This window comes from Amycolatopsis sp. cmx-11-12, from assembly GCF_046269425.1.
In the GTDB taxonomy this organism is placed as follows: Bacteria; Actinomycetota; Actinomycetes; order Mycobacteriales; family Pseudonocardiaceae; genus Amycolatopsis.
The window spans coordinates 76,445-98,475 of the sequence record NZ_JADNQM010000035.1; the positions used below are offsets into that span (position 1 = coordinate 76,445).

The following is a 22,031-nucleotide window of genomic DNA, read 5'->3' on the forward strand; positions in this document are numbered from 1 at the left end:
CTCCCAGGCCTAGAATGAGTCCGACGTGGTCGCGGGGATTTCGGGAGGTACCAGTGTCGGAAGAGCCGCGCCGTCCTCGGCACGCAGCGCCGGATGACACCAAGCCGGATCACGAGGCGGAGTCCGCCTCCTGGACACCGCCGGCGCCGGTCCGCTGGGAGACACCCGAACCGTCCATTTCCGGCAGGCTCGATCTCACCGATCCGGCAAAGCCGCAGCCGCGATCACAGCCACAACAGCGGCCGCAGCCGGAGACGGACGTCGAGCGCACGATCTTCCACGCGCCAGTCCAGCGCCCGCAGACTCCGCCGCGCGGCCAGCAGCGCCCGATCCCCGGCGCCGAGGACCCGACCCGGCCGCCGGGTGAGATGGCCCCCGTCAGTCCGCAGACCCAGGTCGTCCGCCCCGCGTGGCAGGCACCCGTCGACGCGCCCCAGCCGACCAGCGTGCTCTCCTCGCCCACTCCGGAGACGCAGAGCATCATGCCGCCGGCGCCGCGCGTCGACCCCGGCCCCGGGCAGCTGCCGGATCCGGGCACGGAAAGCGTGCTCCCCGAACGATCCAGCGAAAGCCGGGGAACCGGGACCGGCACGGGCACCGGATCGGGCAGCCGGGGGACCGGCACCGGAACGGGTTCGTTCCCCGGCACCGCGCGCCGGACGTCGTCTCGCACCTCTCGCCGCGGCCGTCTCGGCGCCGGGCTCGTCGACGTCCCGCAGGTGCCGTACCGCGACCCGGCCTCCGCGGTCCTCGACAACCCGATGGTGTCGGAGGAGAAACGCTTCTGTGGCAATTGCAGTGCCAAGGTCGGCCGCGGCAAGGACGGCAAACCCGGTTCGCCCGAGGGCAAGTGCGAGAAGTGCGGGAACCCGTTCTCCTTCGTCCCGAAGCTGCGGCCGAACGAGATCGTCGGCGGCCAGTACGAGGTGCTCGGCGCGCTCGCGTACGGCGGGCTCGGCTGGATCTACCTCGCGCAGGACCACAACGTCAGCGACCGCTGGGTGGTGCTCAAGGGCCTGATCGACACCGGTGACGCGACCGCGATGGCGGCCGCCGCCAACGAGCAGCGCTTCCTCGCCGAGGTCGAGCACCCGAACATCGTCAAGATCCACAACTTCGTGCAGCATCCGGACGGCGACACCGGCAACTCCGTCGGCTACATCGTCATGGAGTACGTCGGCGGCCAGTCGCTGCGGCAGCTCGCGCTCGCGCACCACCGCGAAACGAAGCGACCGGAGCCGCTGCCGATCGGCCAGGTGATCGCCTACGGGCTCGAGATCCTGCCCGCCATGGGCTATCTGCACAGCCAGAACCTGCTGTACTGCGACCTCAAGCCCGACAACGTCATCCAGACGCACGAACAGCTCAAGCTGATCGACCTCGGCGCGGTCCGCCGCGTCGACGACTACGAGAGCCCGCTGTTCTTCACCACCGGCTACAGCGCACCCGAACTGGCGACTCACGGCGCTTCGGTGGCGTCGGACCTCTACACCGTCGGCCGCACGCTCGCGGTCCTCAGCTTCGAGTTCTCCGGCTACACCAGCAAGTACAAGGCGACCTTGCCCGGCCCGGACGTCGTCCCGCTGTTCGCGCTCTTCGGTTCGTATTACCGCTTCCTGAGGCGCGCGACGCACACCGACCCGGACCGCCGGTTCATCGCGGCCGAGGAGATGGGCGACCAGCTGACCGGCGTGCTGCGCGAGATCATGGCGCTGGGCACCGGGAAACCGCGCCCGGGAGCGTCGACCGTCTTCGGCCCGGAGACCCGCACGTTCGGCGTCGACCTGGTCGTCCCGGAACACGGCGGGAGCGTGCCGCTGCCGGATCCCGGCGAGGTGGTCTCGGGCCTGCCGATCCCGCAGGTCGACACCGACGACGCGGCGGCGGGCGTGCTCGCGTCGACCGTCGCGCTCGATCCCAGCGGCGCGATCGAGTCGCTGGCCGGCGCACCGCGCGAGTCGATCGAGGTCCGGTTGCGGATCGTCCGTGCCCGGATCGAGCTCGGCGAGCTGGTCGAGGCGCAGCGGCAGTTGCAGGCCGCGCAGTACCTCGCGATCAAGGCCGGATTCCCGCACGACTGGCGGATCGACTGGTATCGCGGCCTGATCGAGCTCGCGGGCGGCCGGTCCCGCGTCGCGCAGGTCGCGTTCGAAGCGGTGTACGACGACCTTCCCGGCGAGATCGCGCCGAAGCTGGCGTTGGCCGTCAGCGCCGAGGGTGTCGGGGACTACTTCGGCGCCGCGCGCTACTACGAGCTGGTGTGGCGAACGGACCGGTCATACGTCAGCGCCGCCTTCGGGCTCGCTCGCGTGTACCTCGCGCAGGGTGCCCGTGCCAGCGCGATCGAGGTGCTGGAGGCCGTCCCGGCGTCGTCCACGCACTACGTCGCCGCGCAGGTGGCCGCGATCAAGATCAAGACCAGGATCAACGGCGGCGGCAAGGATCCGGTGCTGGTGTCCGAGCGGGACCTCGTCGACGCCTCGACGCGGCTCGAGCGTCTGCAGCTCGACGCCGAACGCCGCACGCGTTTGTCGGCGGAGGTTCTCGAAGCGGCGCACAGCTGGCTCAACTCGCAGAACCGGCCGACGCCGGGCGCGAAGGTGCTGGGCTGTGACCTGGACGAGCGGGATCTGCGGTTCGGGCTGGAGCGTTGCTACCGGACGCTGGCCCGCTTGGCCGGATCCGTCGACCAGCGCGTCGAACTCGTCGACAAAGCGAACGCGATCCGCCCCCGCACCCTCACCTAGCTCGCAATTCGGCACCTACTTGCGGTAGTTCGACGTACGAACTACCGCAAGTAGGTGCCGAATTGCTCAGGGGTTGATGTCCCACTCGCGTTCGCGCTTGGCCTTCTCGTGCGCGGCGGCGAGCTTCTGCAAGGCCTCGGGGTCACCGTGGTTGCTGAAGTGCTCGAACTCGACCTGCACGAACAACGCCCGCGCACGCACCGCGGCAGGGCCGTCTTCGGCGTCGAGCCGCCCGACGGCGCTCACGTAGATCTTCCGGCCCGCGACACCGTCCAGCTTCGCGGCGATGTGCAGGGTCGAGCCGACCGGAACCGGCCGGAGGAAGTCCGTCTCCAGCTTCCCGGTGACGGCGGGACGACGCAGCAGGTTGCCGACGGTCGCGCCGAGCGCCTCGTCGAACGCACAGGCCAGCAGGCCGCCATGGGCGAGGCCGGGCGCACCCTGGTGGGCGGAGGTGACGGTGAACTTCGAGTACACCGTCGTCCCTTCGCCCACCGTCGAGTGCAGGTGGAGCCCGGCCTCGATCTCGTCACCACACCCGAAGCACTCACCGAAGTGGATGCCCAGATGGCTGCCCGGCTGCGGGGCTTTCGGGTGGACGGTCGCCGGTTCGACTTCGACCGGCGGCCACGGCTGCGAGATACGGCTCATGGACAGACGTTAACTCGCGGGTAGCTCGGAGGGATCGCCGGGAGTGACCGTTTCCGGCTTCCGGCGCCGCACGATCCGCGAACTCACGATGCCGCGCAGCGACACCCCTGCCGTCTCCGGCAGCAGCAGGATCGGGATGGCCGCGATCGCCGCCGCGATCATCAGGTAGTACGCGGGCCACAGGTTGTCGCCGGTCTTGTCCACCAGGCTTCCGATGGCGTACGACGCCGTGCCGCCGAACGCCGCGGTGGAAACGCTGTACCCGATGGAGAAGCCGCCGTAGCGCTCCTGCGTCGGGAACATCGCCGGCAGCGTCGCCGCCAGCACGGCCAGGATCAGGACCAGCGGCACCGCGATCATCACCAGGCCGAGCATGAGCTGCCAGGCGTTCTGGTCGTCCGCGGCCGCGCCCATCAGAGAGAACGCCGGGATCGGCAACACCAGGAAGCTCGCGCAACTCGCGATCAGGATAGGTTTTCGCCCGATGCGATCGGACAGCATGCCCACCGGCACGATCAAGATCAGCATCAGCGCGATGGTCGCCAGGATGATCAGCAACGGCGTATGCCCGGCGAAGCCGACCACGTCCTTGAGATAGGTCTCCAGGTAGGTGATCACGATGTAGTCGGCGACGTTCAGCATCACCACGATGCCGATCAGGTGCAGGATCGACGTCCAGTGCTTCTTGAGCAGCGCCTTCAGCGGTGACTTCTCCACCTGCTGCTTCTTCTCGATCTCTCGGAACAGCGGAGTGTCCTCCAGCTTGTTCCGCAGGTAGAGACCGACGATGCCGAGCGGTCCGGCGATCAGGAACGGCAGGCGCCAGCCCCATTCGCGCATGGCGTCGTCGCCGAGGACCACGGTGAAGATCGTGACGAAGCCGGCGCCCATCGCGAAACCGACGAGCGTACCGAACTCCAGCCAGCTGCCCCAGAAACCCCGGCGCCGGGCGGGGGCGTATTCGGCGATGAACGTCGCAGCCCCGCCGTACTCGCCGCCCGCCGAGAAGCCCTGGATCATGCGCAACAGGATCAGCGCGACTACCGCGGCGGGTCCGATCGTGGCGTAGGACGGCAGCAGGCCGATGATGAACGTCGAGCCCGACATCAGGATGATCGTCAGCGCGAGAACCTTCTGGCGCCCGATCTTGTCCCCCAGCGGACCGAACACGAAGCTGCCGAACGGCCGCACGACGAACGTGATCGCGAGGACCGCGAACGTCGCCAGCGCGCCCTCTGAAGTGCTTGAAGCGTTGAAGAAGACTTGCCCGAGGATCGCGGGCATGAAGCCGAAGACACCGAAGTCGTACCACTCGATGCAGTTACCCATCGCCGCTCCGGCGACGGCCTTTCTGATCTGCTCAGGTGGGGCCTCCGCAGGTTCCCCTTTTTCCTGATGCGCCGCGCTCAGCGCCTCTTCGGCCATGGGTTTGACCTCCCGACCCACCCGTTTACTTACCCATCGTCGACGGTTTGTTCCCTCGACCGTAGGTGTTCAAACGTAGGGATTCAGCGTTTTGGATCGATCGCGCGAGCGTCGTTCCCCCAAAACGGTGACGTACCACCAGGTGAAGCCGATGTCAGAGAATTTCCGATTACTTTGGGTAATCCCTCGGGAATCGGACGTTCCGGGCCAGGATCAGTGGGTCGTCGTGGGCGCCGTCGGTGGCTCGATCGGCTCCTTCGTCGGGGTGGGACCGCGCGGCGGGACGGCCGTCGTCATCCGGCTCGGCTGCGAGATCCTGGGCGGCGAGTGCGTCTGGCCCGGCTTCGGGACCGTCCCTTGAACGGGCGGCTCGGCGGAGGCTTCCGGCCGGGGCGGCGCCTCGGAGGGCGCCGGCGACACCGGTGCCGGGGAGATGGTCGACAGGCCAGGTCCGGCGGGCTGCACCGGCGCGGACCCTTCACCGCCGCGACCGCCGACGGCGATCGCGCCGAGCACGATCACCGCGGCCGTCGCCAGCGAACTCCCCGCCACGGCCAGCCGCTTGCGCCGTCGCCGGATCCGGCCACCCTTCTCGATGATGTCCGCCGCCCGGATGCCCAGCGGGGGACCGCTCTCGCCGTGCGAAAGCACGCTCTTGATGTCCTCGTCCATCTCCTCACCTCCCATCGCCATGCGCTCCGCTCAAGGCCAATTCGCTGAAATGCGGTCCGAGCCGCTTGCGCAGGGTCGCCAGACCCCGCGCGCCCTGACTCTTCACGTTCCCGGTGCTGCACCCCAGCGCCGCCGCCGTCTCCTCGACGCTGAGATCTTCGAAGTAGCGCAGCACCAGCACGGCCCGCTGCTTCGGGGCGATGCCGGACAGGGCGTGCCTGACCAGCATCTCCTGTTCCGTACCGCTCGTTTCACCCGGGACTTCGGGCAGGGTGTCGGTGAGCTTCTCCCGTTTGCGCCAGACGCGCCGGTGCTCGGAGAGGAACGTCCGTAGCACGATCTTGCGCGCGTAGCCGTCGAGCGCGTCGTGCCGGGAGAGCCTCGGCCAAGCCAGATACAGCTTCAGCAGCGCGGCCTGGGTGATGTCCTCGGCCTGGTGCCAGTCCCCGCACAGGAGGTACGCGGTGGCACGCAGGCTGTGCGCGCGCTCGTCGAAGTACCGGGCGAACTCGCCGTCCCACGGCGAGCCCGTCCCGGTCTTCGACGAGCGGCTCAGCGACACCTAGTTACCGGCTCCTTCGACGATGGCGGGGAGGTTCAGATCCCCGGTCGGCCCGGCGGGGACGGCCTTCGGGACGCGGTGCTCGCCAGGGGCGGCGACCGACGGGGTCTTCTGGGCGGGACGCGGGGCGGTGGTGACCCGGGGCGGTTCGCCCGGCTTCGTGGTGGTGGGAGCCGGGGCCGGCCCCTGGGTCGGCGCCTGAGTGACCGTGGGCGTCGGGGCGCTCTGGTCGGCCGACGCCAGCGACGTGGTCGCGAAGGCGGCGCCGCCCGCGAGCAGCAGCGCGCCGAGGGAAAGAGCGATACGAGTACGCAAGGGTGTCTCCTCGATCCGGGCGCCGCTCATTGGCCGCGGCGCCTTACGTCGTTAGACATGCGTCCTGGTCGCCTTCGGGTTGCATCGAGTTTTCGGAAGTTTCAAAACACGAACGGCCGGAGACCACAGGGGTCTCCGGCCGCCCGGATTCGCGGAAGTACGTCAGCTCCCCAGCGCGGACAGCTTCGTCCACTCGGCCCAGTCGTAGGTCCAGTCGCTGTAGTCACGCGCCCGGTTGATCTTCACCGTGCTGCCCTCGATCTCGACGGGATCGCCGACGAGCGCGCCCGCCATGTACTCCTTGGCGTTCGCCGGCGCGAGGTTCACACAGCCGTGGGAGATGTTCTTCTTGCCCTGCGCCCAGATCGAGGGCCCGTAGCCGTGGATGAACTCGCCGTTGGTCGAGAACCGCACCGCGGACGGCACGACGATGTTCTCGTAGTTGTAGCGCTCGTTGGTCATCGAGTAGGTGTCGTGCTTGGACATCACCACGTGCGTGCCGCTCGGGGTGACCCGGCCCTGGTCGGCGTCGAGGCCGTAGCTGGCCGGGTAGTCCGCGATCTGCTGACCGTCGCGGATCACCACGAGCCGGTGGGTCTGGGTGTTGCCCTTGACGACCTGCGAGCGCCCGATCGCGAAGCTCGCCGAGCGGTCTTCCTTGCCGTACACGCCTTCGCCGATCTTGACGCCGTAGATCTTGGCGTTGAACTTCACGGTGGTGCCGGGCTGCCAGTAGGCCTTCGGCCGCCAGTGCACCGAGGTGTCGTCGTGGACCCAGGCCCAGGAGCCCTCGGTCTTCGGCGTGGTCTCGACGGAGAGCGCCTTCTCGACCGAGGCCTTGTCGGTGACCTTGCTCGGGAAGGTCAGCGTGATCGGCATGGCGACGCCGTAGGTCTGCCCGTCGAAGACGTTGATGTTCGCGCCGACCTGCTTGCGCGGCTTGACCGTGGTGAAGGCGCCGCCGACCTCGACGGGCTTGCCGTCGGTGCCGGTGGCCTTGCCCGACCACGTATAGGTTTTGCCGTAACCGAGCTGTTCGGTGGTGGTCCAGCTCTTCTTGTCCTCGGTGGGCTGCCCCGCGACCTGTTTGCCCTCCGGGTTGGTCAGCACGATCTGGTCGAGCGTGCCGTCGGCGACGCTGACCTTGATCGGCTGGCCGGGCGCGACGTCTTGAGCACCCGCCGCGGGTTCGTAGCTCAATTTGGCGGGCGCGGGCCCCTGCCCGCCGGTCTCGCTGCTGATCGGGCCGCCGCCTTCGGGCCCGCTGGCCGAAACGGTCGGCTCGCTGCTGCACGCCCCCAGCGTCAGAACGGCCACCAGCCCCAGTGCCGCGATCGCCGCGCGGCGGCGGGCGGTTTCAGTGAACCTCAAAGCTTCCCCTTTGCTCCCCTTGTACACCGATCATGACGTCCGGACCGCCCTTGAAGTTGAGCCCACGGAGAGTGATGCGAGTCACAATCGGGTGGATCATAGTTCACGATCGGGGCACGCCCGACTTCGGTCCGTGTCCGGCGTTGACCTGAGGTCGGTGCGCGGCGGCAGGGTAGCGAGAGGGTCCGACAGAAGTCGGAGCGGTATACGACGTTCCGGTGACCTTGGTACTTGGGGGTGCCCAGAGTCCGATCACGGGCTTCAAATATGGCCAGATCCCGGTACTCTGCCATCAGGCCGTCGTTTTGCGTGTTCGTGGCTTCACACTCGCGGAACTTCTGACGCGAGCCATGAGCCGGTGACGCGCTCTTCGCTCGACTCGTTGGAACCGCCCGGGACGGTCTGGGTGTCACTTCGGTGGCACTCGAAGCGGATGTGCAACGAGGAGTACAGCGGTGGCGCAAGGCACTGTGAAGTGGTTCAACGCGGAGAAGGGCTTCGGCTTCATCGCGCAGGATGGCGGCGAGGGCGACGTCTTCGTTCACTACTCGGAGATCGAGGGCCGCGGTTTCCGCACTCTCGAAGAGAATCAGCGAGTGGAGTTCGAGGTCGGTCAGGGCCAGAAGGGCCCGCAGGCCCAAAAGGTCCGCGCGATCTGAGTCCGCCCTTCGGCGTTGCTCAGACTGATCAGAAAAGCCCCCGGCGTTTTCGCCGGGGGCTTTTCTATGGCTTTGAAAGTTTCTTCGGGTGTGCTGTTCCGTTCCGGGGTCTGACGGGTCAGCGGGGGACGGGCTGCTCGAACGCGTCGGCGTCGAAGCGGAATTCGTCGGTGTGGGCTTCTTCGTGGCGGCGCTGCTGGGCCGAGTTGGCCTGCGATTCCCACGAGAGGCGCTCGAGGATCCATTCCTGCGCCAGCGCCTGCGGCGACAGGTTGCGTTCCTGGGCGGCGTCCTTGAGCTGTTCCATGGCGATGAGGTTCATCCGCAGCTGGAACACCTGCGCTTCGCCGAAGCGCTTGCCGGTGCCGGTGCTCTCCGGGTCGTTGTCGGGGGCGAGGGCACGAAGGTAGCTGGTGAGCTCCGTGTCCTCGACGACCGCTTCGGCCTCCTTGGTGGAGGAGTTGCGGTGACGACCGGGGTTGACCGGCTTGAGGTTCGTGCGGCTGCCGCTACGACGGCTCAGGGAAGGAAGGGGCACCGGGCCACGGTAACGGTTCGATCTCGGCAAACCAACCACAGTGAGCCACGACACACCCCTTTCTTTTCCCCGAACGGCCCAACACTCGAAAGGCTGACGGGACCGGTGATCACTAAACGCGATCAGCAACCTGAACGAGAACCATTCACGCCACCTGAGATGGGGCACGCAACCGGACCGAGTCCGGGGCTGCCAGCCGCCGCCGCACGGACCCTGGGGGCTCCGGGGGGTGGCCCCCCGACAACGGAGCGACCCCCGCGCCAGGGGGAGGAACGCGGGGGTCGGAGGGGATCTCCACAGGCGCTGACCGGGGGTGTGTCAGCAAATCGATTGTTGCACGGTTTGCTGAGAAGGGCGAGTGGGTGCGGGCAGAATTCCGGTCTGGGCGTCACCCCTGGTTCCCCTGTGGTTCATGTGATGCCGGTGTACGCGTGATTGCTCTGCGTTGTGCGGAGCGTGGCGACAGGTTCACTCTCCGGGGGGCTGTGTGTCGCGGCCGGCTCTGGTTAGCCTCGCGGCCAAGCTGTTCGTTGGCCGTCTGGAGGAACCATGGGTGGGTCTGTGGAAGTTCGACAGTTCCTCCTTCGGTACGAAGGTGCCGATGGGGGAAGTTCAACAACGTTGGCGGGTGGCCTGCCGGCGCAGCGCACGGGTCAGGGGGATACCCAGCGGGTGTCCGACGACCAGGTGCGGCGCGCTCGGCTGGCGGTGGCCAATGGCGCGTTGGGTGTCGATGACTGTGTCCAGTTGCTGGACATGCTGGGGTTGACGCTGGATGAGGGCGGGCAGGCGCCCGTTCAGCGCTGACGTTCGTTCACGGGCCCGGTCGCGTGGTGTGTTCACTACGTGGCCGGGCTTTCGTTTGCGCATGGGTGTTCGGCGGTGCTGGGCGACCCGCCGCCGAAGGTCGTCGCGGAGCTGTTCGGGATCTTCCCGCATTGGCTCCTCGAGTTCGCTCTGCCGCCCGCGATGGCGGCCCTCGACGCGGCCGCCGCGGTCCGTGCCTACTCGCGGTCATCGGCGTGGTGGGCGCGCGTCAACCTTTCGGGTGCCGACGACCCCGGCCGCCGGGCTGATCTGCTCTTCCGTCTCGTGGACGCCGCGGACGCGAGCGGTCTCGCGTTGTTCGCCGGACGTCCGGAAGACGACGTCGAGCGCCTGGCGTTCGCGCTCATGGTCTTCCGCGAGTTCCGCGGTGGGCCTGACGGTGCACGAACTGATCGCCAAGGCGGAAGCGAAGGGCGATCTGCGGCACCGGTGGCGGCACGCCGAGCACCTGACCGGCCAGCGGGTGGCCGAACTCCTCGCCGTCACCCTCTCGGACGCCGACCGGGAGGAACTTCGGCGACTTCTCGGCGCTCCGGCCCTGATATCCTGAACTCGCCGCGTTCTCGCAGGTCCCAGCCCTGTGAACAACTAGAGGACCCCCTGTGCGGGAGCTGAAACGGGCGTGTCCTATAGTTATGTTCGCTCCCGGGGACACCGGAGAGCGCGGGTCGGTCGGTTCGCCGAAACCGAACCGGGCTCCCATCGTCCAGCGGCCTAGGACTCCGCCCTTTCAAGGCGGCAACGCGGGTTCGAATCCCGTTGGGAGTACGCAGTACAGTTACAAAGCAGTATGCAAGGCCCTGTGGCGCAGTTGGTTAGCGCGTCGCCCTGTCACGGCGAAGGTCGCGGGTTCGAGTCCCGTCAGGGTCGCAAGATCGTTCGGCTCCAGGCCGGCGTTCCCGGCCAGGTAGCTCAGTTGGTACGAGCGTCCGCCTGAAAAGCGGAAGGTCGCCGGTTCGACCCCGGCCCTGGCCACCGCTCTTGAAACCGTCTTGACCCAGGTCAAGGCGGTTTTTTCATGCCTGGGGTAGATCTTGGGTTTGTCCACTGTTGACCGTGGTTTCCCCTCCTTGGTCGCCGCTTGTGGCACGTGGGTTGCACGGCAGGGGCCGGGGTTTCCTAGTCGAGGGCAGCCCTTGCGTTCGTCGTGTGCCTGTTCGCGCCGCTTCCCTCGCCCCTGCCATGTCTAGCGCCGGGTCGGGCGGGCCGGTGTTAGACGCTGAGCAGCCTGAGATTGAGTCCGCACACAGCAACGCGCGGTGGCGTCCGATGTCGCAGGAGCATCGGGCGCCACCGCGCACTGCGGGGACTTGGTGGCCTACTTGCCGGTCTGCTGCTTGACCCAGTCGGCGAACGCGGTCACGTCGGTGTAGATGCCCGGCATCTCCGGGCAGCTGGCGGTCTGACCGCGGCTGGTCGCGCCGACCAGCGTCCACTTGTCGCCCGCCTTCACCACGGCGGGGCCACCCGAGTCGCCGTAGCAGGCGCTCGCCTTGCCGCCCTGGTTGTCCATGCACAGCTCGGTCTGCGCGTCATAGACTCCGGAGCCGGAGCATCCGGAGTCTTCGGCGACCTTGGTGTCGAGCTGCTGGAGCACCACGGGGGCGGAACCGCAGCCGCGAGTGGGGCAGGTCAGCCCCCAGCCGATCTCCCGCACGTCGGTGCCCGGCTTCGGCGACTGGCCGATCTCGATCGGCGCCGCTTCCGCCGGCTTGGTCAGGTGCACCATGGCGATGTCGTACGGGCCGGAGCCGTCGTACTTCTCGTGGACGACGAACTTGTCCACCTCGGCGACCTCGCCGCCCTTGGTGTGGTCGGTGGTGTTGATGCGGTACTGCCAGTTGGCGGGCTGCTCACCTTCGACGCAGTGCGCGGCGGTCACCAGCCACTGCGGGGCGATCAGTGACGCGCCGCAGTTGTGGTCGCCGCTCTTGGTCTGCATGGACGCCATGAAGCCATAGGTTTCGGTCGCGTCCACACCGCCCACGATCAGTGGCTGTACGCCCGAGGGCGGTTCGGCGGCGGAAGCCGGCATCGCCGACCCGAGTACGACGGCCGCTCCAGCCAGCAGACCGGCGACGAGGGAACGAGTCCTCATCTGCTTTCTCCTTCCGCGCCGATGTGTTTCACCGGCATACTCCGGAAGGGTGGCCAATCCGCACTCGTTCGTGGAACTGACGAAAGTCGGTGGCCGTTACCAGTTGCCAGTTGGGTCAACGGCTTCCCGACCTTGACTTCGAGTTAGGTAGAGGTGTCAAGCTCGAAGCATGACAATCGCACCTGAGCAGGTCGACGAATGGACCGTCGACACCCTCGACCTCGACGCGTACCTCGGCCGGATCGGCCAGGACCGCGCGAAGCCCTCCGCCACCGCGTTGCGTGAGCTGGCGAAGGCACACGTCCTCGCCGTTCCGTTCGAGAACGTCGACGTCGTTTTGGAGCAGCACAAGGGGATCGCGCTCGACGACGTGATCGGCAAACTCGTCCGCCGTCATCGCGGCGGCTACTGCTACGAGCACGGGAGCCTGTTCGCCGCGGCCGCCGAGCGGCTCGGTTACCCCGTGCGCCGCCTGGTCGCGCGGGTGCAGCCGCAGAAGAACGGGCCGTACACGCATATGACCCTCGCGATCGAGGCCGACGGCGTCCAGCACCTGGTCGACGTCGGTTTCGGCGCCGGGATGCTGGTTCCGATGCCGCTGGTCGACGGTGCCGTGGTGGATCAGGCGGGCTGGCCGCACCGGCTCGTCGCCGACGGCGACTGGTGGCGCCTCCAGAAGCTGGAGGGCGGCGACTGGACCGACCTGCACGCCTTCACGCTCACGCCGATGCACCGGATCGACTACGAGGTCTACCACCACTACACGTCGACGCATCCGCGGTCGCCGTTCACCGGGCAGCTGGTGATCATGCGGCTCGAAGAAGGGCTCAGCCGCAAGCTGATCGGAGACGAGTTCATCGTCGAGCGGCCGGACGGGACCAAGGAGACCACCACGATCCCGCCCGAACGGCTCGACGCGACACTGCGCGAGCTGGACGTCGTGCTGACCGAAGAGGAACTCGCGAAGCTGCTGAAGGTCTACCCGGGGTGAGGGTTCAGAGTTCGAATTCCGCGCGCTTGTCCGCGGGGACGAGGTCTTCGTACTCGCGGTGTTTGGCGATGAAGGAGCGCACGTACGGGCAGTAGGGCAGGACGGACCTGCCCTGCGCCCGGACGTCGTCGAGCGCCGCGGTCACGAGCTTGCCCGCCAGACCTTGTCCGGCGAAGTCGTCGGAGATTTCGGTGTGCAGGAACAGAATCGCGTCCGGCCGCGTGCGGGTTTCCAGGAACCCGGCGGGTTTCCCGTCCACGACGATGTCGTAGCGGTCTTCACTGGATTTGATCTCGACACTCATTCAGCGACTCCGAAAAGTTCGTCCGGGGGCGCGGGGCGACCCAAGTGGAAGCCCTGCGCCTGGTCACAGCGCAGCTCACGCAGCACGGTGAGCTGGTCTTCGTCTTCGACACCTTCGGCGACGACGATCAGGTCGACGGCGTGCGCCATCGCGATGATGCTCTTCACGATCGCGGCCGCGTCACGCGATTCCGCGATACCGGTGACGAAGGTGCGGTCGATCTTGAGGGTGTCCAGCGGGAGCCGCTGCAACTGCGCGAGCGACGAATAGCCGGTGCCGAAGTCGTCGATCGCCAGTGAGACACCGAGATCGCGCAACGACGTCAGCACTTCGGCGGCCGCTGCCTGGTCCCGCATCAGCGCGCTTTCGGTGACCTCGAGGGTCAGCGCGTGCGGCGGGAGGCCCGTGGTCTTCATCGCGTCCTGCACGGTGGGGACCAGATGCGGGTCGTCCAGCTGCCGGGCCGAAAGGTTGACCTTGAGGTTCAGGTCGATGCCGAGTTGCTCGCGCCGTTTGGCGATCTCGCGCGTGGTCGTGCGCAGGACGTACTTGCCGATCAGGTTGATCAGGTCGCTTTCCTCGGCGAGCGGGATGAACTCGGCCGGCGAGATCGTGCCGTGCGCCGGATGTTTCCAGCGCAGCAACGCTTCCACGGCGACCATCTCGCCGGATTCGATGTCGACGACCGGCTGGTACGCCGCCCAGAGTTCACCGTTCTGCAGGGCGTCGCGCAGATCCTGCTCCATGCGGAGCCGCCGCTGCATCCGCTCGCGCAGTTCGACGTCGAAGAACTCGTAGCGCGCGCGGCCGAGCGTTTTCGCCTGGTACATCGCGACATCCGCGTCCCGTAGCAGGTCTTCGGCGGCCCGGGTGTCGTCGTTGGCCGCCGTGACGATGCCGATGCTGGCGTCGATGTGCAGCTGCCTGCCGTTGACCGTGATCGGTTCGGTCAGCGCCTCGCGCAGATGCTCGGCCAGCGCCTTGATCTCGGCCGGTTCGGTGATCTCCGCGGTGACGACGACGAATTCGTCCCCGCCGAGCCTGCCGACGAGGTCGTTCTCGCCGATTCCCCGGCGCAGCCGTTCGCCCGCGATGCGGAGCACCTTGTCGCCGACGGAATGCCCGAGGGAATCGTTGATCACCTTGAACTTGTCGAGATCGATGAACAGCACCGTGGTCAGCTCGGCGCGGCCGGCGCCGGACAACGCCTCGGCGAGACTGTCCAGCACCAGCGTCCGGTTCGCGAGTTCGGTGAGCGGGTCGTGCGTCGCCTCGTGCGCGAGCCGTTCACCGATGGCGCGGCGTTCGGTGATGTCGGTGAACGAGGCGACCACCGCCGTGGCCGACGGGTCTTCCGGGGTCAGCAGCCGCGACGTCATCGAGATCCAGACGTCGCCGCCGTCGGCCCTCCGCAGCCGCAGCACGAGGCCGGTCTGCGTGACCCGCGTGCGGCGGGTCACCACCGACGGCATCCGGGCGGGGGGAATGCGGCCGAGTTCGTCGTACAGCTCCAGCATCACGCAGGGGACGCCGATGAGGTCGTCGTGGCCGACGCCGATGATCCGGCACGCGGCGGGGTTGGCCGACTCGATCAGCCCGCCGGGCCCGATCACGATCACGCCTTCGTCGAGCGACGCGACCACCGTGCTGTAGTGCTGCTCGGCACGCCGCCGGGCCGTTTCGTCGGCGCAGACCAGGACGAAACCGTCGTTCATCTCCGCGGCCGAGATGCGGATGGCCAGTGTCGAGCCGTTGCGATGGCGGTGGGTGGTCCGCAGGACGCCGCCCTTGCGCAGCACCGTTTCCGGGTCGAGCGCGGCGCCGACGAGGTCACTCACCGTGCCGCCGATCGCCTCGTTCGCCGTCCAGCCGTAGACGTTCTCCGCGGCCGGGTTCCAGCTGGTCACCACGCCGGTGCCGTTGGTCGCGATGATCGCGTCGCTGACGTGGCTGATCAGCGCGGCCTGGTAGCGCAGCGTCGCTTCGGCGGCCTTCTGCGCGCTGATGTCACGCATGATGACCTGGAAAGCGGGCCGTCCTTCCCAAGTCGTCCGCACCGAGATGCTCTGGACCAGGTATTTCGTGCCGTCGAGACGGAGCATGACAGCGTCGGCGGGATCGGTCGACGCGCCCTGGCGGTGGAGTGACGCGATCCTGTCCAGCAGGGCCGGGAGCGACTCGTCGGCGACGAAGTCCATGATTGGCCGGCCGATCAGTTCGGCGGTCGAAGACGCTCCGAGGGCGGCGACGGCGGCCCTGTTCACGTACGTGACGACGCCGGCTTCGTGGACACAGACCGCGTCGGGGCTGAGTTCCACCAAAAGCCGGTAACGGTCAGTGAGGTCTTCGAGGGCTTGCCGATTCTCGCGGACGTCGGTCACGTCGGTGGCGATCCCGAGCAGCCCCGACGAGCCGTCCTCGTCACCGATGGTGCGGGCGCGCAGGCGGATCCAGCGGATCTCGCCTGCCGGGTTCCGGAACGACTGCTCGAGTTCGAACTCGCGCCAAGGCGGGGAAGTGCGGGTGCCGGAGGTCAGCGGGGCCACCAGATCGGCGAGCTTCGCTTCGAGTTCGGCTTCGGGGAGCCCGGCTCCACCCAACAGGTTCTCCAGTCCGGGCAGCCAGGACAACGTCTCGTTCTCGAAGTCGTACGACCAAATGGCCGCGTGGTCGCCCGCGAGGCCGAGATCGCCGACCGGCTCGTTCCCGAGCGGTGCGCCTGCCGGACCACCGGAATTTCCGGCTCCCGGCACGGCGAGGGCGTCAGCCTCCATGATCCGTCCGAATCCCCTCTTCCGGTGCTGGCACCGTCGATTACACCACCCATGGAGGGCGCTGTATACGCGAACCGGAGGGCGACCAGCGCTGATATGCGCAAAAGCATATGAATACACGCTGTGTGACCGACACCCGCTAAGGTGTTCCATCGGGTGAATTATTTTTGGTCAACCTCACCCATTCGGCGGCGAGCTCGGGTAAAACTACTGTCTGCCTGTTCCCAGTGCGAAAGGTTCAGCTGGTGGATGACGACGACGTTTCGGTCGCCGACCTGCTCATTCGCGAGGGCTGGGACGACCACGAGGAGTCACGGGCAAAGTCACGCTGGAGAGTTATCGCGGTGACCATCGCCGTGGTCGTCGCCTGTGGCGCGGCCGCCGTTCTCGTCGGGTTCAACTCGGAACCCGAGCAGAATGCGCAGCAAAACCCGATCAGCGTCATCGAGATGCCGAAGCGGCCGTCGGAAAACAGGGGGGCCGACGCGACGTCGGCGGTCCCGACCACCGAGACGGTCGGAACCGGTGCGGGTGGCGACGGAGGAACCTCGTCGCAGCCCAGCAAGACGACGTCCAGCCGCCGCACGTCGAGTTCGGCCGCGCCGACGTCCGACTCCCCGGATCCCACGACGCCGACCTCGTCGAACAGGCCCGCCGATCCGCCGCGGACGACAGGGTCCACGGGCGCGCCGCAGCCGCCCAATCCGACTCCGCCGCCGCCCACCACGACACCCACCGAAGAATGCAACCTGTGGCCGAAGTGGCTTTGGTGCTAGGGCGCTTGCAGTAGATCCGGCTCCCGGCGCTTGCCGAGGTGGTTGAACAGCAGGTTCAGCGTGAAGGCGACGATCGCGGCGACCGTGATGGGGCTGCCGCAGATGGTCTGCAGCCACGCCGGGAAGTGCTGGAAGAAGATCGAGTTGCCGAACTGGTTCGTCGAGAACGCGGGCAACAGGCCGACACCGAACGAGACCGCGACGATGAACGTGTTGTGATTGCCGGAGAACTCCACCTTCTTCAGGTTCTGCACACCGACCGCGGCGACCATCGCGAACATGACCACCGCGACCGCGCCGATCACCGGTTCCGGTACGGCCGCGACGAAAGCGCCGACCTTCGGCACCAGGCCCATCAGCACGAGCAGGCCGCCCGCCATCGCGACCACCCAGCGGCTGCGCACCCCGGTCATCTGCACGAGGCCGACGTTCTGCGCGAAAGCCGTGTCCGGGAACGAGTTCATCGCGCCGCCGAGGATGGCCGAGAGACCGTCGGTGGCGAGACCGCGCGCGAGGTCGGAGTCGGTCGGCGGCCGTCCGGTGATCTCGCCGACCGCGACCAGGTCGGCGGTGGATTCGGTGTAGGTCACCAGCATCACGACGCACATCGAGAGCACGGCCGCGATCGGGAAGGTCGGCGTGCCGAAGTGGAACGGCGAAGCGAGGCCGAACCAGTCGGCGTCGGCGATGCCCTTGAAGCTCACCAGGCCCATCGGGATGGCCGCGATCAGGCCGATCAGCAGTGCCAGCAGCGGGCCGATCTGGTTCGCGAACCCGCGCAGTACCCGGGTGAACAGGACTATCACCGCGATCACGCCGAACGCGAGCGCGAGGTTGGCCGGTTTCGCGTAGTCCGGCGATCCGGTGTCGTGGCCGGCGATCAGGCCGACGCCGGGGGCGATCAGCGAGATGCCGATGACGACGAGCAGCGTGCCCGAAACCAGCGGCGGGAAGAACCGGATCATCTTGGCGAACGGTTTCGCGATGAGCAGGCCGAACACCCCCGACGCGATCATCGCGCCGTAGACGGCCTGCATGCCATACTGGGACGCGATCATGATCATCGGGTTGACCACGGTGAACGTCGCGCCCGCCACCACCGGCAGCCGGATGCCGAAGATCCTTCCGATCCCGATCGCCTGTATCAGCGTCGCGATCCCCGCGACCAGCAGATCCGCGTTGACCAGCAACGCGATCGTCGCCGCGTCCAGTTTCAGCGCGCTGCCCACGACGAGCGGGACGGCCACCGAGCCCGCGTACATGATCGACATGTGCTGAAGGCCGAGCAAGGTCAGCTTCGGCAGCGGCGGACGGGCGTCGACCGGGTGGACCTCGGACCGGGTCATGTAACCCCCTTCTGACGTGCGGGAACACCAGTGGACTCGTCGGGCATGACCGTAGCGCGTCCGCCGGATGAGGATCACGTTTCGAAGGGGCGGTCGAAAGGGCCGGGAGCTGTGTTGAATGGACACCGGGCACAACGGAAGGAGCGCCGATGGAGACCGTCCTCGTCGTAGGGGCCGGACAGAGCGGGTTCGGGGTGGCGACCTCGCTGCGGGACAAGGGGTTCGACGGGCGGGTGGTGCTGATCGGCGACGAACCCGGCCTGCCGTACCAGCGGCCTCCGCTGTCGAAGGGCTACCTCGCCGGGACCGCGGGCGACGCCCAGTTGCGTCTGCGGCCCGAGGACTTCTTCGCGGAGAAGGGCATCGAGCTGATCCCCGGCCGCGTCGCGTCGGTGGATCGCGAAGGCGCGAACGTGGTCCTCGAAGACGGGAGTGCCCACGAGTACGACCATCTCGTCCTCGCGACGGGAGCGAACAACCGCGTACTGCCGGTGCCTGGGTCCACTTTGGACGGTGTGTTCACCTTGCGCACCAAGGACGACGCCGACGTCTTACGCGCCGCTCTGGAAAGCGCGAAGAACGTGGTCGTGGTCGGGGGTGGGTTCATCGGGCTCGAATTCGCCGCGCACGCCGGGCGGCCCGTGACCATCGTCGAGGCGCAGGACAGGCTGATGGCCCGCGTCGCCACTCCGGAGGTCTCGGAGTACTTCGCCGCTCTGCACGAGGGCGCCGGGCACACGGTCCTGCTCGGTCAGGGTGTCGCCGCGTTGCGAGGCGACGGCAGGGTGGCCGAGGTGGAACTGAGCGACGGCAGCCTGCTGCTCGCCGATCTGGTGCTGGTCGGGGTCGGGGTGGAGCCGAGGACGCGGCTCGCCGAGGAAGCCGGGCTGGCCGTGGCCAACGGTGTCGTCGTCGACGAACATCTGCGCACGAGCGACCCGAAGATCTCGGCGGTCGGGGACTGCGCGAACTTCCCGTGTGTCCAGGCGGGGACGGCGACGCGGCTGGAGTCGGTGCAGAACGCCGTCGACCAGGCACGGGCGGCGGCCGCGGCCATCGCCGGCGAACCCGCGCCCTACGAGAGCCTGCCGTGGTTCTGGACCGATCAGCTCGGCGCGAAACTTCAGATCGCCGGGATTCTGACCGGGGCGGAAGAGACCGTCGTGACCGGGGATCGGGCGGGCGGGAAGTTCTCGGTGCTGTCGTTCCGCGATGGCGTGCTCGCCGGTGTCGAGTCGGTGAACCGGCCGCCGGACCACATCGCCGCGCGCCGCCTGTTCGCCGCGGATCCGGCGCCGCGGTTCGAGACGCTGGAGGCCAACGGCTTCGATCTGAAGGCGACCTTTGCGTCAACTCGTGGTTGACGATGGAAGATCGTCAACCTAAAGTTGACGGCATGACGAATCCAGTCCGACTAGACGACCTCATCTCCCACATCAAGCAGCAGCATCCCGACGGCGACGTGCTCGGCCAGCTGTCCGACGCGGTCTTCCTCGGCGAGCATCTCGGTGAGGTGGCCGACCACCTGATCGGCCACTTCGTCGACCAGGCTCGGCGTTCCGGCGCTTCCTGGGCCGAAATCGGCAAGAACATGGGGGTGTCCAAACAGGCCGCCCAGAAACGCTTCGTCCTCAAGGAATCCGGTGAAGGCGCCTCACTCGAAGACCTGGTGAAGGTGTTCAGCCGCTACACCGATCGCGCACGGCACGTCGTCGTCGCGTCGCGGGACGAGGCCGTCGCGGCGAAGAGCCCGCAGATCGAGCCCGTGCATCTGGTCCTCGGTCTCCTCTCCGAGCCTGCCGCGCTCGCCGCCGGGGCGATCGTGGCGCAGAACGTGACCCTCGACGCCGTCCGCGAGGCCGCGGTGGCAGGCCTGCCGGAACCCGCCGCCGAACCGGCGGAGGCGGCGAAGATGGTGTTCGGCGCGCAGGCGAAGAAGGCGCTGGAGCTGACCATGCGGGAGTCGCTGCGGCTCGGGCACAACTACATCGGGACCGAGCACATCCTGCTGGCCCTGTTCGAAATCGAGGACTTCACTGTGCTCAGCGGGCTTGGGCTTACGAAGGAGAAAAGCGAGGCGGTGATCCTGCGGGCGCTGGAGGAGATCGTCGCCGCGCGCGGGAAATGACCCGGGTCGCGCTCATCGCGCTGGTGTTCCTCGCCCTGGTGCTGCTGGTCGCGACTGCATGAAGGCCCCCTTTCCCTCGCTAGGGGGCCTTCATGCACTTCGTCAGGCGGGGGACTCGGGTCGGCCGTCGGCCGCCCAAGCGGTGTGGAACGAACCCTCGCGGTCGACCCGGCGGTAGGTGTGGGCACCGAAGTAGTCCCGCTGCCCCTGCACCAGCGCGGCGGGAAGCCGCTCCGCGCGCAGACCGTCGTAGTAGGCCAGCGCGGTCGAGAAGCCCGGGGTCGGGATCCCGAGCCGCACGGCCGTGGAGATCACCGAACGCCAGGAGTCCTGGGCGTCCTCGACGGCCTTGCGGAAGCCGCCGGAGGTCAGGAGCGTCGGCAGCGCGGGCTCCTCGGCGTACGCGGCGGTGATGTCGTTCAGGAACTTCGCGCGGATGATGCAGCCGCCGCGCCAGATGGACGCGACCTTGCCGAGGTCGATGTCCCAGCCGTACTCGGCACCGCCCGCCTGGATCTGGTTGAAGCCCTGGGCGTACGCCACCACCTTGGACGCGTACAGCGCCTGCTCGACGTCGTCCGCGAAGGTTTCCAAAGCGGACCCTGTCAGCGGAGCACGCGAAGGACCACCGAGACCGCGGGAGGCCTCACGAAGGGTCGACGAACCGGACAGCGACCGCGCGAAGACGGCTTCGGCGATACCGCTGATCGGCACGCCCAGGTCCAGTCCGATTTGGACGGTCCAGCGGCCGGTGCCCTTCTGTTCCGCCTGATCCGCCACGATGTCGACGAACGGCTTGCCGGAGGCGGCGTCGGTGTGGGCCAGCACCTGCGAGGTGATCTCGATCAGGTACGAGTCCAGCCGTCCGGAGTTCCAGGTCCGGAAGACGTCGGCGATCTCGGCGGGGGAGTAGCCGCCCGCGCCGCGCAGCAGATCGAACGACTCGGCGATCAACTGCATGTCGGCGTACTCGATGCCGTTGTGCACCATCTTCACGAAGTGCCCGGCGCCGTCCGCGCCCACGTGCGTGCAGCACGGCTCGCCGTCGACCTTCGCCGAGATGTCCTCGAACAGCGGCCCGAGCGACTGGTACGACTCCTTGGACCCGCCCGGCATGATGCTCGGCCCGTGCAGCGCGCCCTCCTCGCCGCCGGACACACCGGTGCCGACGAAGTGGATGCCCTTCTCACGCAGCGCGGCCTCGCGGCGCCGGGTGTCCGCGAAGTGCGCGTTGCCCGCGTCGACGATCACGTCGCCCTTCTCGAGGAGCGGGAGGAACTCGTCGATCACGGCGTCCGTCGGCGCCCCGGCCTTGACCATGATCACGACCTGGCGCGGCCGCTCCAGCGCGTCGACGAACTCCTGCGCCGAATACGCGGGGATGAAGTCGCCTTCGTCGCCGAACTGCTCGACCAGTTCCTTCGTCCGCTTCTCGGAGCGGTTGTGCAGGGCCACCGTGTGCCCGTGCCTCGCGAGGTTCCTGGCCAGGTTGCGGCCCATGACCGCCAAGCCGGTGACCCCGATGCTCGCCTTCTTGCTCATCCGCACCCTTCCGCTTTGATTCCCGTGCCGAGCCTATCCCCGTCGAGGGATACGGCGCCGGGGCGAGAAGGGATCAAACGCGAGTTGTCCACAACCTGGCCTGCCTGTGGACAACTCGGCTCGACGACCCCGGACCGACGGCGGGTACCGATACGCTGGGTGCGGGGCCGTCCCCCAGGGACCAATGCCACTTACTTAGCATTTCCGCAGGTAGGCGAGGGTGCTGGAGGCTGTTCCAGTCCACTTCGGGCACGGATTGTGATGACTGGTGGCGTGTCGTAGCGGGTGCTGGCTGGGCCGGTTT

General features: G+C 67.8%; 19 protein-coding genes, 3 tRNA genes and 1 pseudogene. 11 read left to right on the forward strand and 12 right to left on the reverse strand.

Features of this window, described 5'->3' with window-relative positions:
- The first annotated feature begins 53 nt into the window (after window positions 1–53).
- Window positions 54–2,747, forward strand: a complete 2,694-nt coding sequence (locus ACLARN_RS34940; RefSeq protein ID WP_409495743.1) for a tetratricopeptide repeat protein — start codon at window positions 54–56, stop codon at window positions 2,745–2,747.
- 66 nt (window positions 2,748–2,813) lie between these two features.
- On the opposite strand, the gene ACLARN_RS34945 is transcribed toward ACLARN_RS34940, so the two are convergent.
- From ACLARN_RS34945 to ACLARN_RS34970, 6 genes are all read right to left on the reverse strand, one after another.
- Entirely contained in the window at window positions 2,814–3,398 is a 585-nt protein-coding gene (locus ACLARN_RS34945; protein ID WP_076164175.1) for a PaaI family thioesterase, read from the reverse strand.
- 9 nt (window positions 3,399–3,407) lie between these two features.
- Window positions 3,408–4,823 carry an MFS transporter gene (locus tag ACLARN_RS34950; protein ID WP_409495744.1) on the reverse strand — a complete coding sequence of 472 codons (1,416 nt, stop codon included), beginning with the start codon at window positions 4,821–4,823 and terminating at the stop codon, window positions 3,408–3,410.
- Between the two features lie 213 nt (window positions 4,824–5,036).
- Window positions 5,037–5,495 carry a hypothetical protein gene (locus tag ACLARN_RS34955; RefSeq protein ID WP_409495745.1) on the reverse strand — a complete coding sequence of 153 codons (459 nt, stop codon included), beginning with the start codon at window positions 5,493–5,495 and terminating at the stop codon, window positions 5,037–5,039.
- Window positions 5,496–5,499: 4 nt separating this feature from the next.
- The gene (locus tag ACLARN_RS34960) at window positions 5,500–6,057 is read right to left on the reverse strand and encodes a SigE family RNA polymerase sigma factor (protein WP_409495746.1); all 558 of its coding nucleotides are present in this window, start codon (window positions 6,055–6,057) and stop codon (window positions 5,500–5,502) included.
- A complete protein-coding gene (locus tag ACLARN_RS34965) occupies window positions 6,058–6,402 on the reverse strand; it encodes a hypothetical protein (protein WP_409495747.1) in 345 nt (114 codons plus the stop codon).
- 132 nt (window positions 6,403–6,534) lie between these two features.
- Complete coding sequence (locus ACLARN_RS34970) at window positions 6,535–7,743, reverse strand: Ig-like domain-containing protein (protein WP_409495748.1); 1,209 nt, start codon at window positions 7,741–7,743, stop codon at window positions 6,535–6,537.
- 455 nt (window positions 7,744–8,198) lie between these two features.
- Here ACLARN_RS34970 and ACLARN_RS34975 point away from each other — a divergent pair, with 455 nt between their 5' ends.
- A complete protein-coding gene (locus ACLARN_RS34975) occupies window positions 8,199–8,402 on the forward strand; it encodes a cold-shock protein (RefSeq protein ID WP_003097368.1) in 204 nt (67 codons plus the stop codon).
- A gap of 118 nt (window positions 8,403–8,520) precedes the next feature.
- Here ACLARN_RS34975 and ACLARN_RS34980 read toward each other — a convergent pair whose 3' ends face one another.
- On the reverse strand, window positions 8,521–8,940 hold the full coding sequence (locus ACLARN_RS34980; RefSeq protein WP_409495749.1) for a hypothetical protein: 420 nt from the start codon (window positions 8,938–8,940) through the stop codon (window positions 8,521–8,523).
- Window positions 8,941–9,489: 549 nt separating this feature from the next.
- On the opposite strand from ACLARN_RS34980, the gene ACLARN_RS34985 reads away from it, so the two are divergent.
- The 5 genes and pseudogenes from ACLARN_RS34985 to ACLARN_RS35005 all read left to right on the forward strand — a co-directional run bounded on the left by ACLARN_RS34985 (window position 9,490) and on the right by ACLARN_RS35005 (window position 10,743).
- Complete coding sequence (locus ACLARN_RS34985; RefSeq protein WP_409495750.1) at window positions 9,490–9,747, forward strand: hypothetical protein; 258 nt, start codon at window positions 9,490–9,492, stop codon at window positions 9,745–9,747.
- 54 nt (window positions 9,748–9,801) lie between these two features.
- Window positions 9,802–10,318, forward strand: a pseudogene (locus ACLARN_RS34990) (helix-turn-helix domain-containing protein); the annotation flags it as partial.
- 145 nt (window positions 10,319–10,463) lie between these two features.
- Window positions 10,464–10,536, forward strand: a tRNA-Glu gene (locus ACLARN_RS34995).
- Window positions 10,537–10,564: 28 nt separating this feature from the next.
- A tRNA-Asp gene (locus ACLARN_RS35000) sits at window positions 10,565–10,638 on the forward strand.
- Window positions 10,639–10,669: 31 nt separating this feature from the next.
- Window positions 10,670–10,743, forward strand: a tRNA-Phe gene (locus ACLARN_RS35005).
- A gap of 343 nt (window positions 10,744–11,086) precedes the next feature.
- Here the strand turns inward: ACLARN_RS35005 and ACLARN_RS35010 are convergent.
- Window positions 11,087–11,866, reverse strand: a complete 780-nt coding sequence (locus ACLARN_RS35010; RefSeq protein WP_409495751.1) for a S1 family peptidase — start codon at window positions 11,864–11,866, stop codon at window positions 11,087–11,089.
- Window positions 11,867–12,035: 169 nt separating this feature from the next.
- Between ACLARN_RS35010 and ACLARN_RS35015 the strand changes: the two genes are divergently transcribed.
- Window positions 12,036–12,857 (forward strand): arylamine N-acetyltransferase family protein, encoded by an 822-nt coding sequence (locus ACLARN_RS35015; protein WP_409495752.1) that lies wholly within the window; start codon window positions 12,036–12,038, stop codon window positions 12,855–12,857.
- Between the two features lie 4 nt (window positions 12,858–12,861).
- Here ACLARN_RS35015 and ACLARN_RS35020 read toward each other — a convergent pair whose 3' ends face one another.
- Complete coding sequence (locus tag ACLARN_RS35020; protein ID WP_409495753.1) at window positions 12,862–13,161, reverse strand: GNAT family N-acetyltransferase; 300 nt, start codon at window positions 13,159–13,161, stop codon at window positions 12,862–12,864.
- Complete coding sequence (locus tag ACLARN_RS35025; RefSeq protein WP_409495754.1) at window positions 13,158–15,935, reverse strand: EAL domain-containing protein; 2,778 nt, start codon at window positions 15,933–15,935, stop codon at window positions 13,158–13,160. Before ACLARN_RS35025 ends, ACLARN_RS35020 begins: the two co-directional genes overlap by 4 nt.
- Before the next feature lie 245 nt (window positions 15,936–16,180).
- Here ACLARN_RS35025 and ACLARN_RS35030 point away from each other — a divergent pair, with 245 nt between their 5' ends.
- Entirely contained in the window at window positions 16,181–16,711 is a 531-nt protein-coding gene (locus ACLARN_RS35030) for a serine/threonine protein kinase (RefSeq protein ID WP_409495755.1), read from the forward strand.
- Here ACLARN_RS35030 and ACLARN_RS35035 read toward each other — a convergent pair.
- Window positions 16,708–18,057 (reverse strand): nucleobase:cation symporter-2 family protein, encoded by a 1,350-nt coding sequence (locus tag ACLARN_RS35035; protein WP_409495756.1) that lies wholly within the window; start codon window positions 18,055–18,057, stop codon window positions 16,708–16,710. The two genes, ACLARN_RS35030 and ACLARN_RS35035, sit on opposite strands and share 4 nt — an antisense overlap.
- 149 nt (window positions 18,058–18,206) lie before the next feature.
- Between ACLARN_RS35035 and ACLARN_RS35040 the strand changes: the two genes are divergently transcribed.
- Together ACLARN_RS35040 and ACLARN_RS35045 are read left to right on the forward strand one after the other, a co-directional pair.
- Window positions 18,207–19,421: an NAD(P)/FAD-dependent oxidoreductase gene (locus tag ACLARN_RS35040; RefSeq protein WP_409495757.1), complete on the forward strand. Its 1,215-nt coding sequence runs from the start codon at window positions 18,207–18,209 to the stop codon at window positions 19,419–19,421.
- Window positions 19,422–19,453: 32 nt separating this feature from the next.
- A complete protein-coding gene (locus ACLARN_RS35045; RefSeq protein WP_409495758.1) occupies window positions 19,454–20,185 on the forward strand; it encodes a Clp protease N-terminal domain-containing protein in 732 nt (243 codons plus the stop codon).
- Window positions 20,186–20,287: 102 nt separating this feature from the next.
- Here ACLARN_RS35045 and gndA read toward each other — a convergent pair whose 3' ends face one another.
- Window positions 20,288–21,727 (reverse strand): NADP-dependent phosphogluconate dehydrogenase, encoded by a 1,440-nt coding sequence (gene gndA / locus ACLARN_RS35050; RefSeq protein ID WP_409495759.1) that lies wholly within the window; start codon window positions 21,725–21,727, stop codon window positions 20,288–20,290.
- Window positions 21,728–22,031 lie beyond the last annotated feature (304 nt).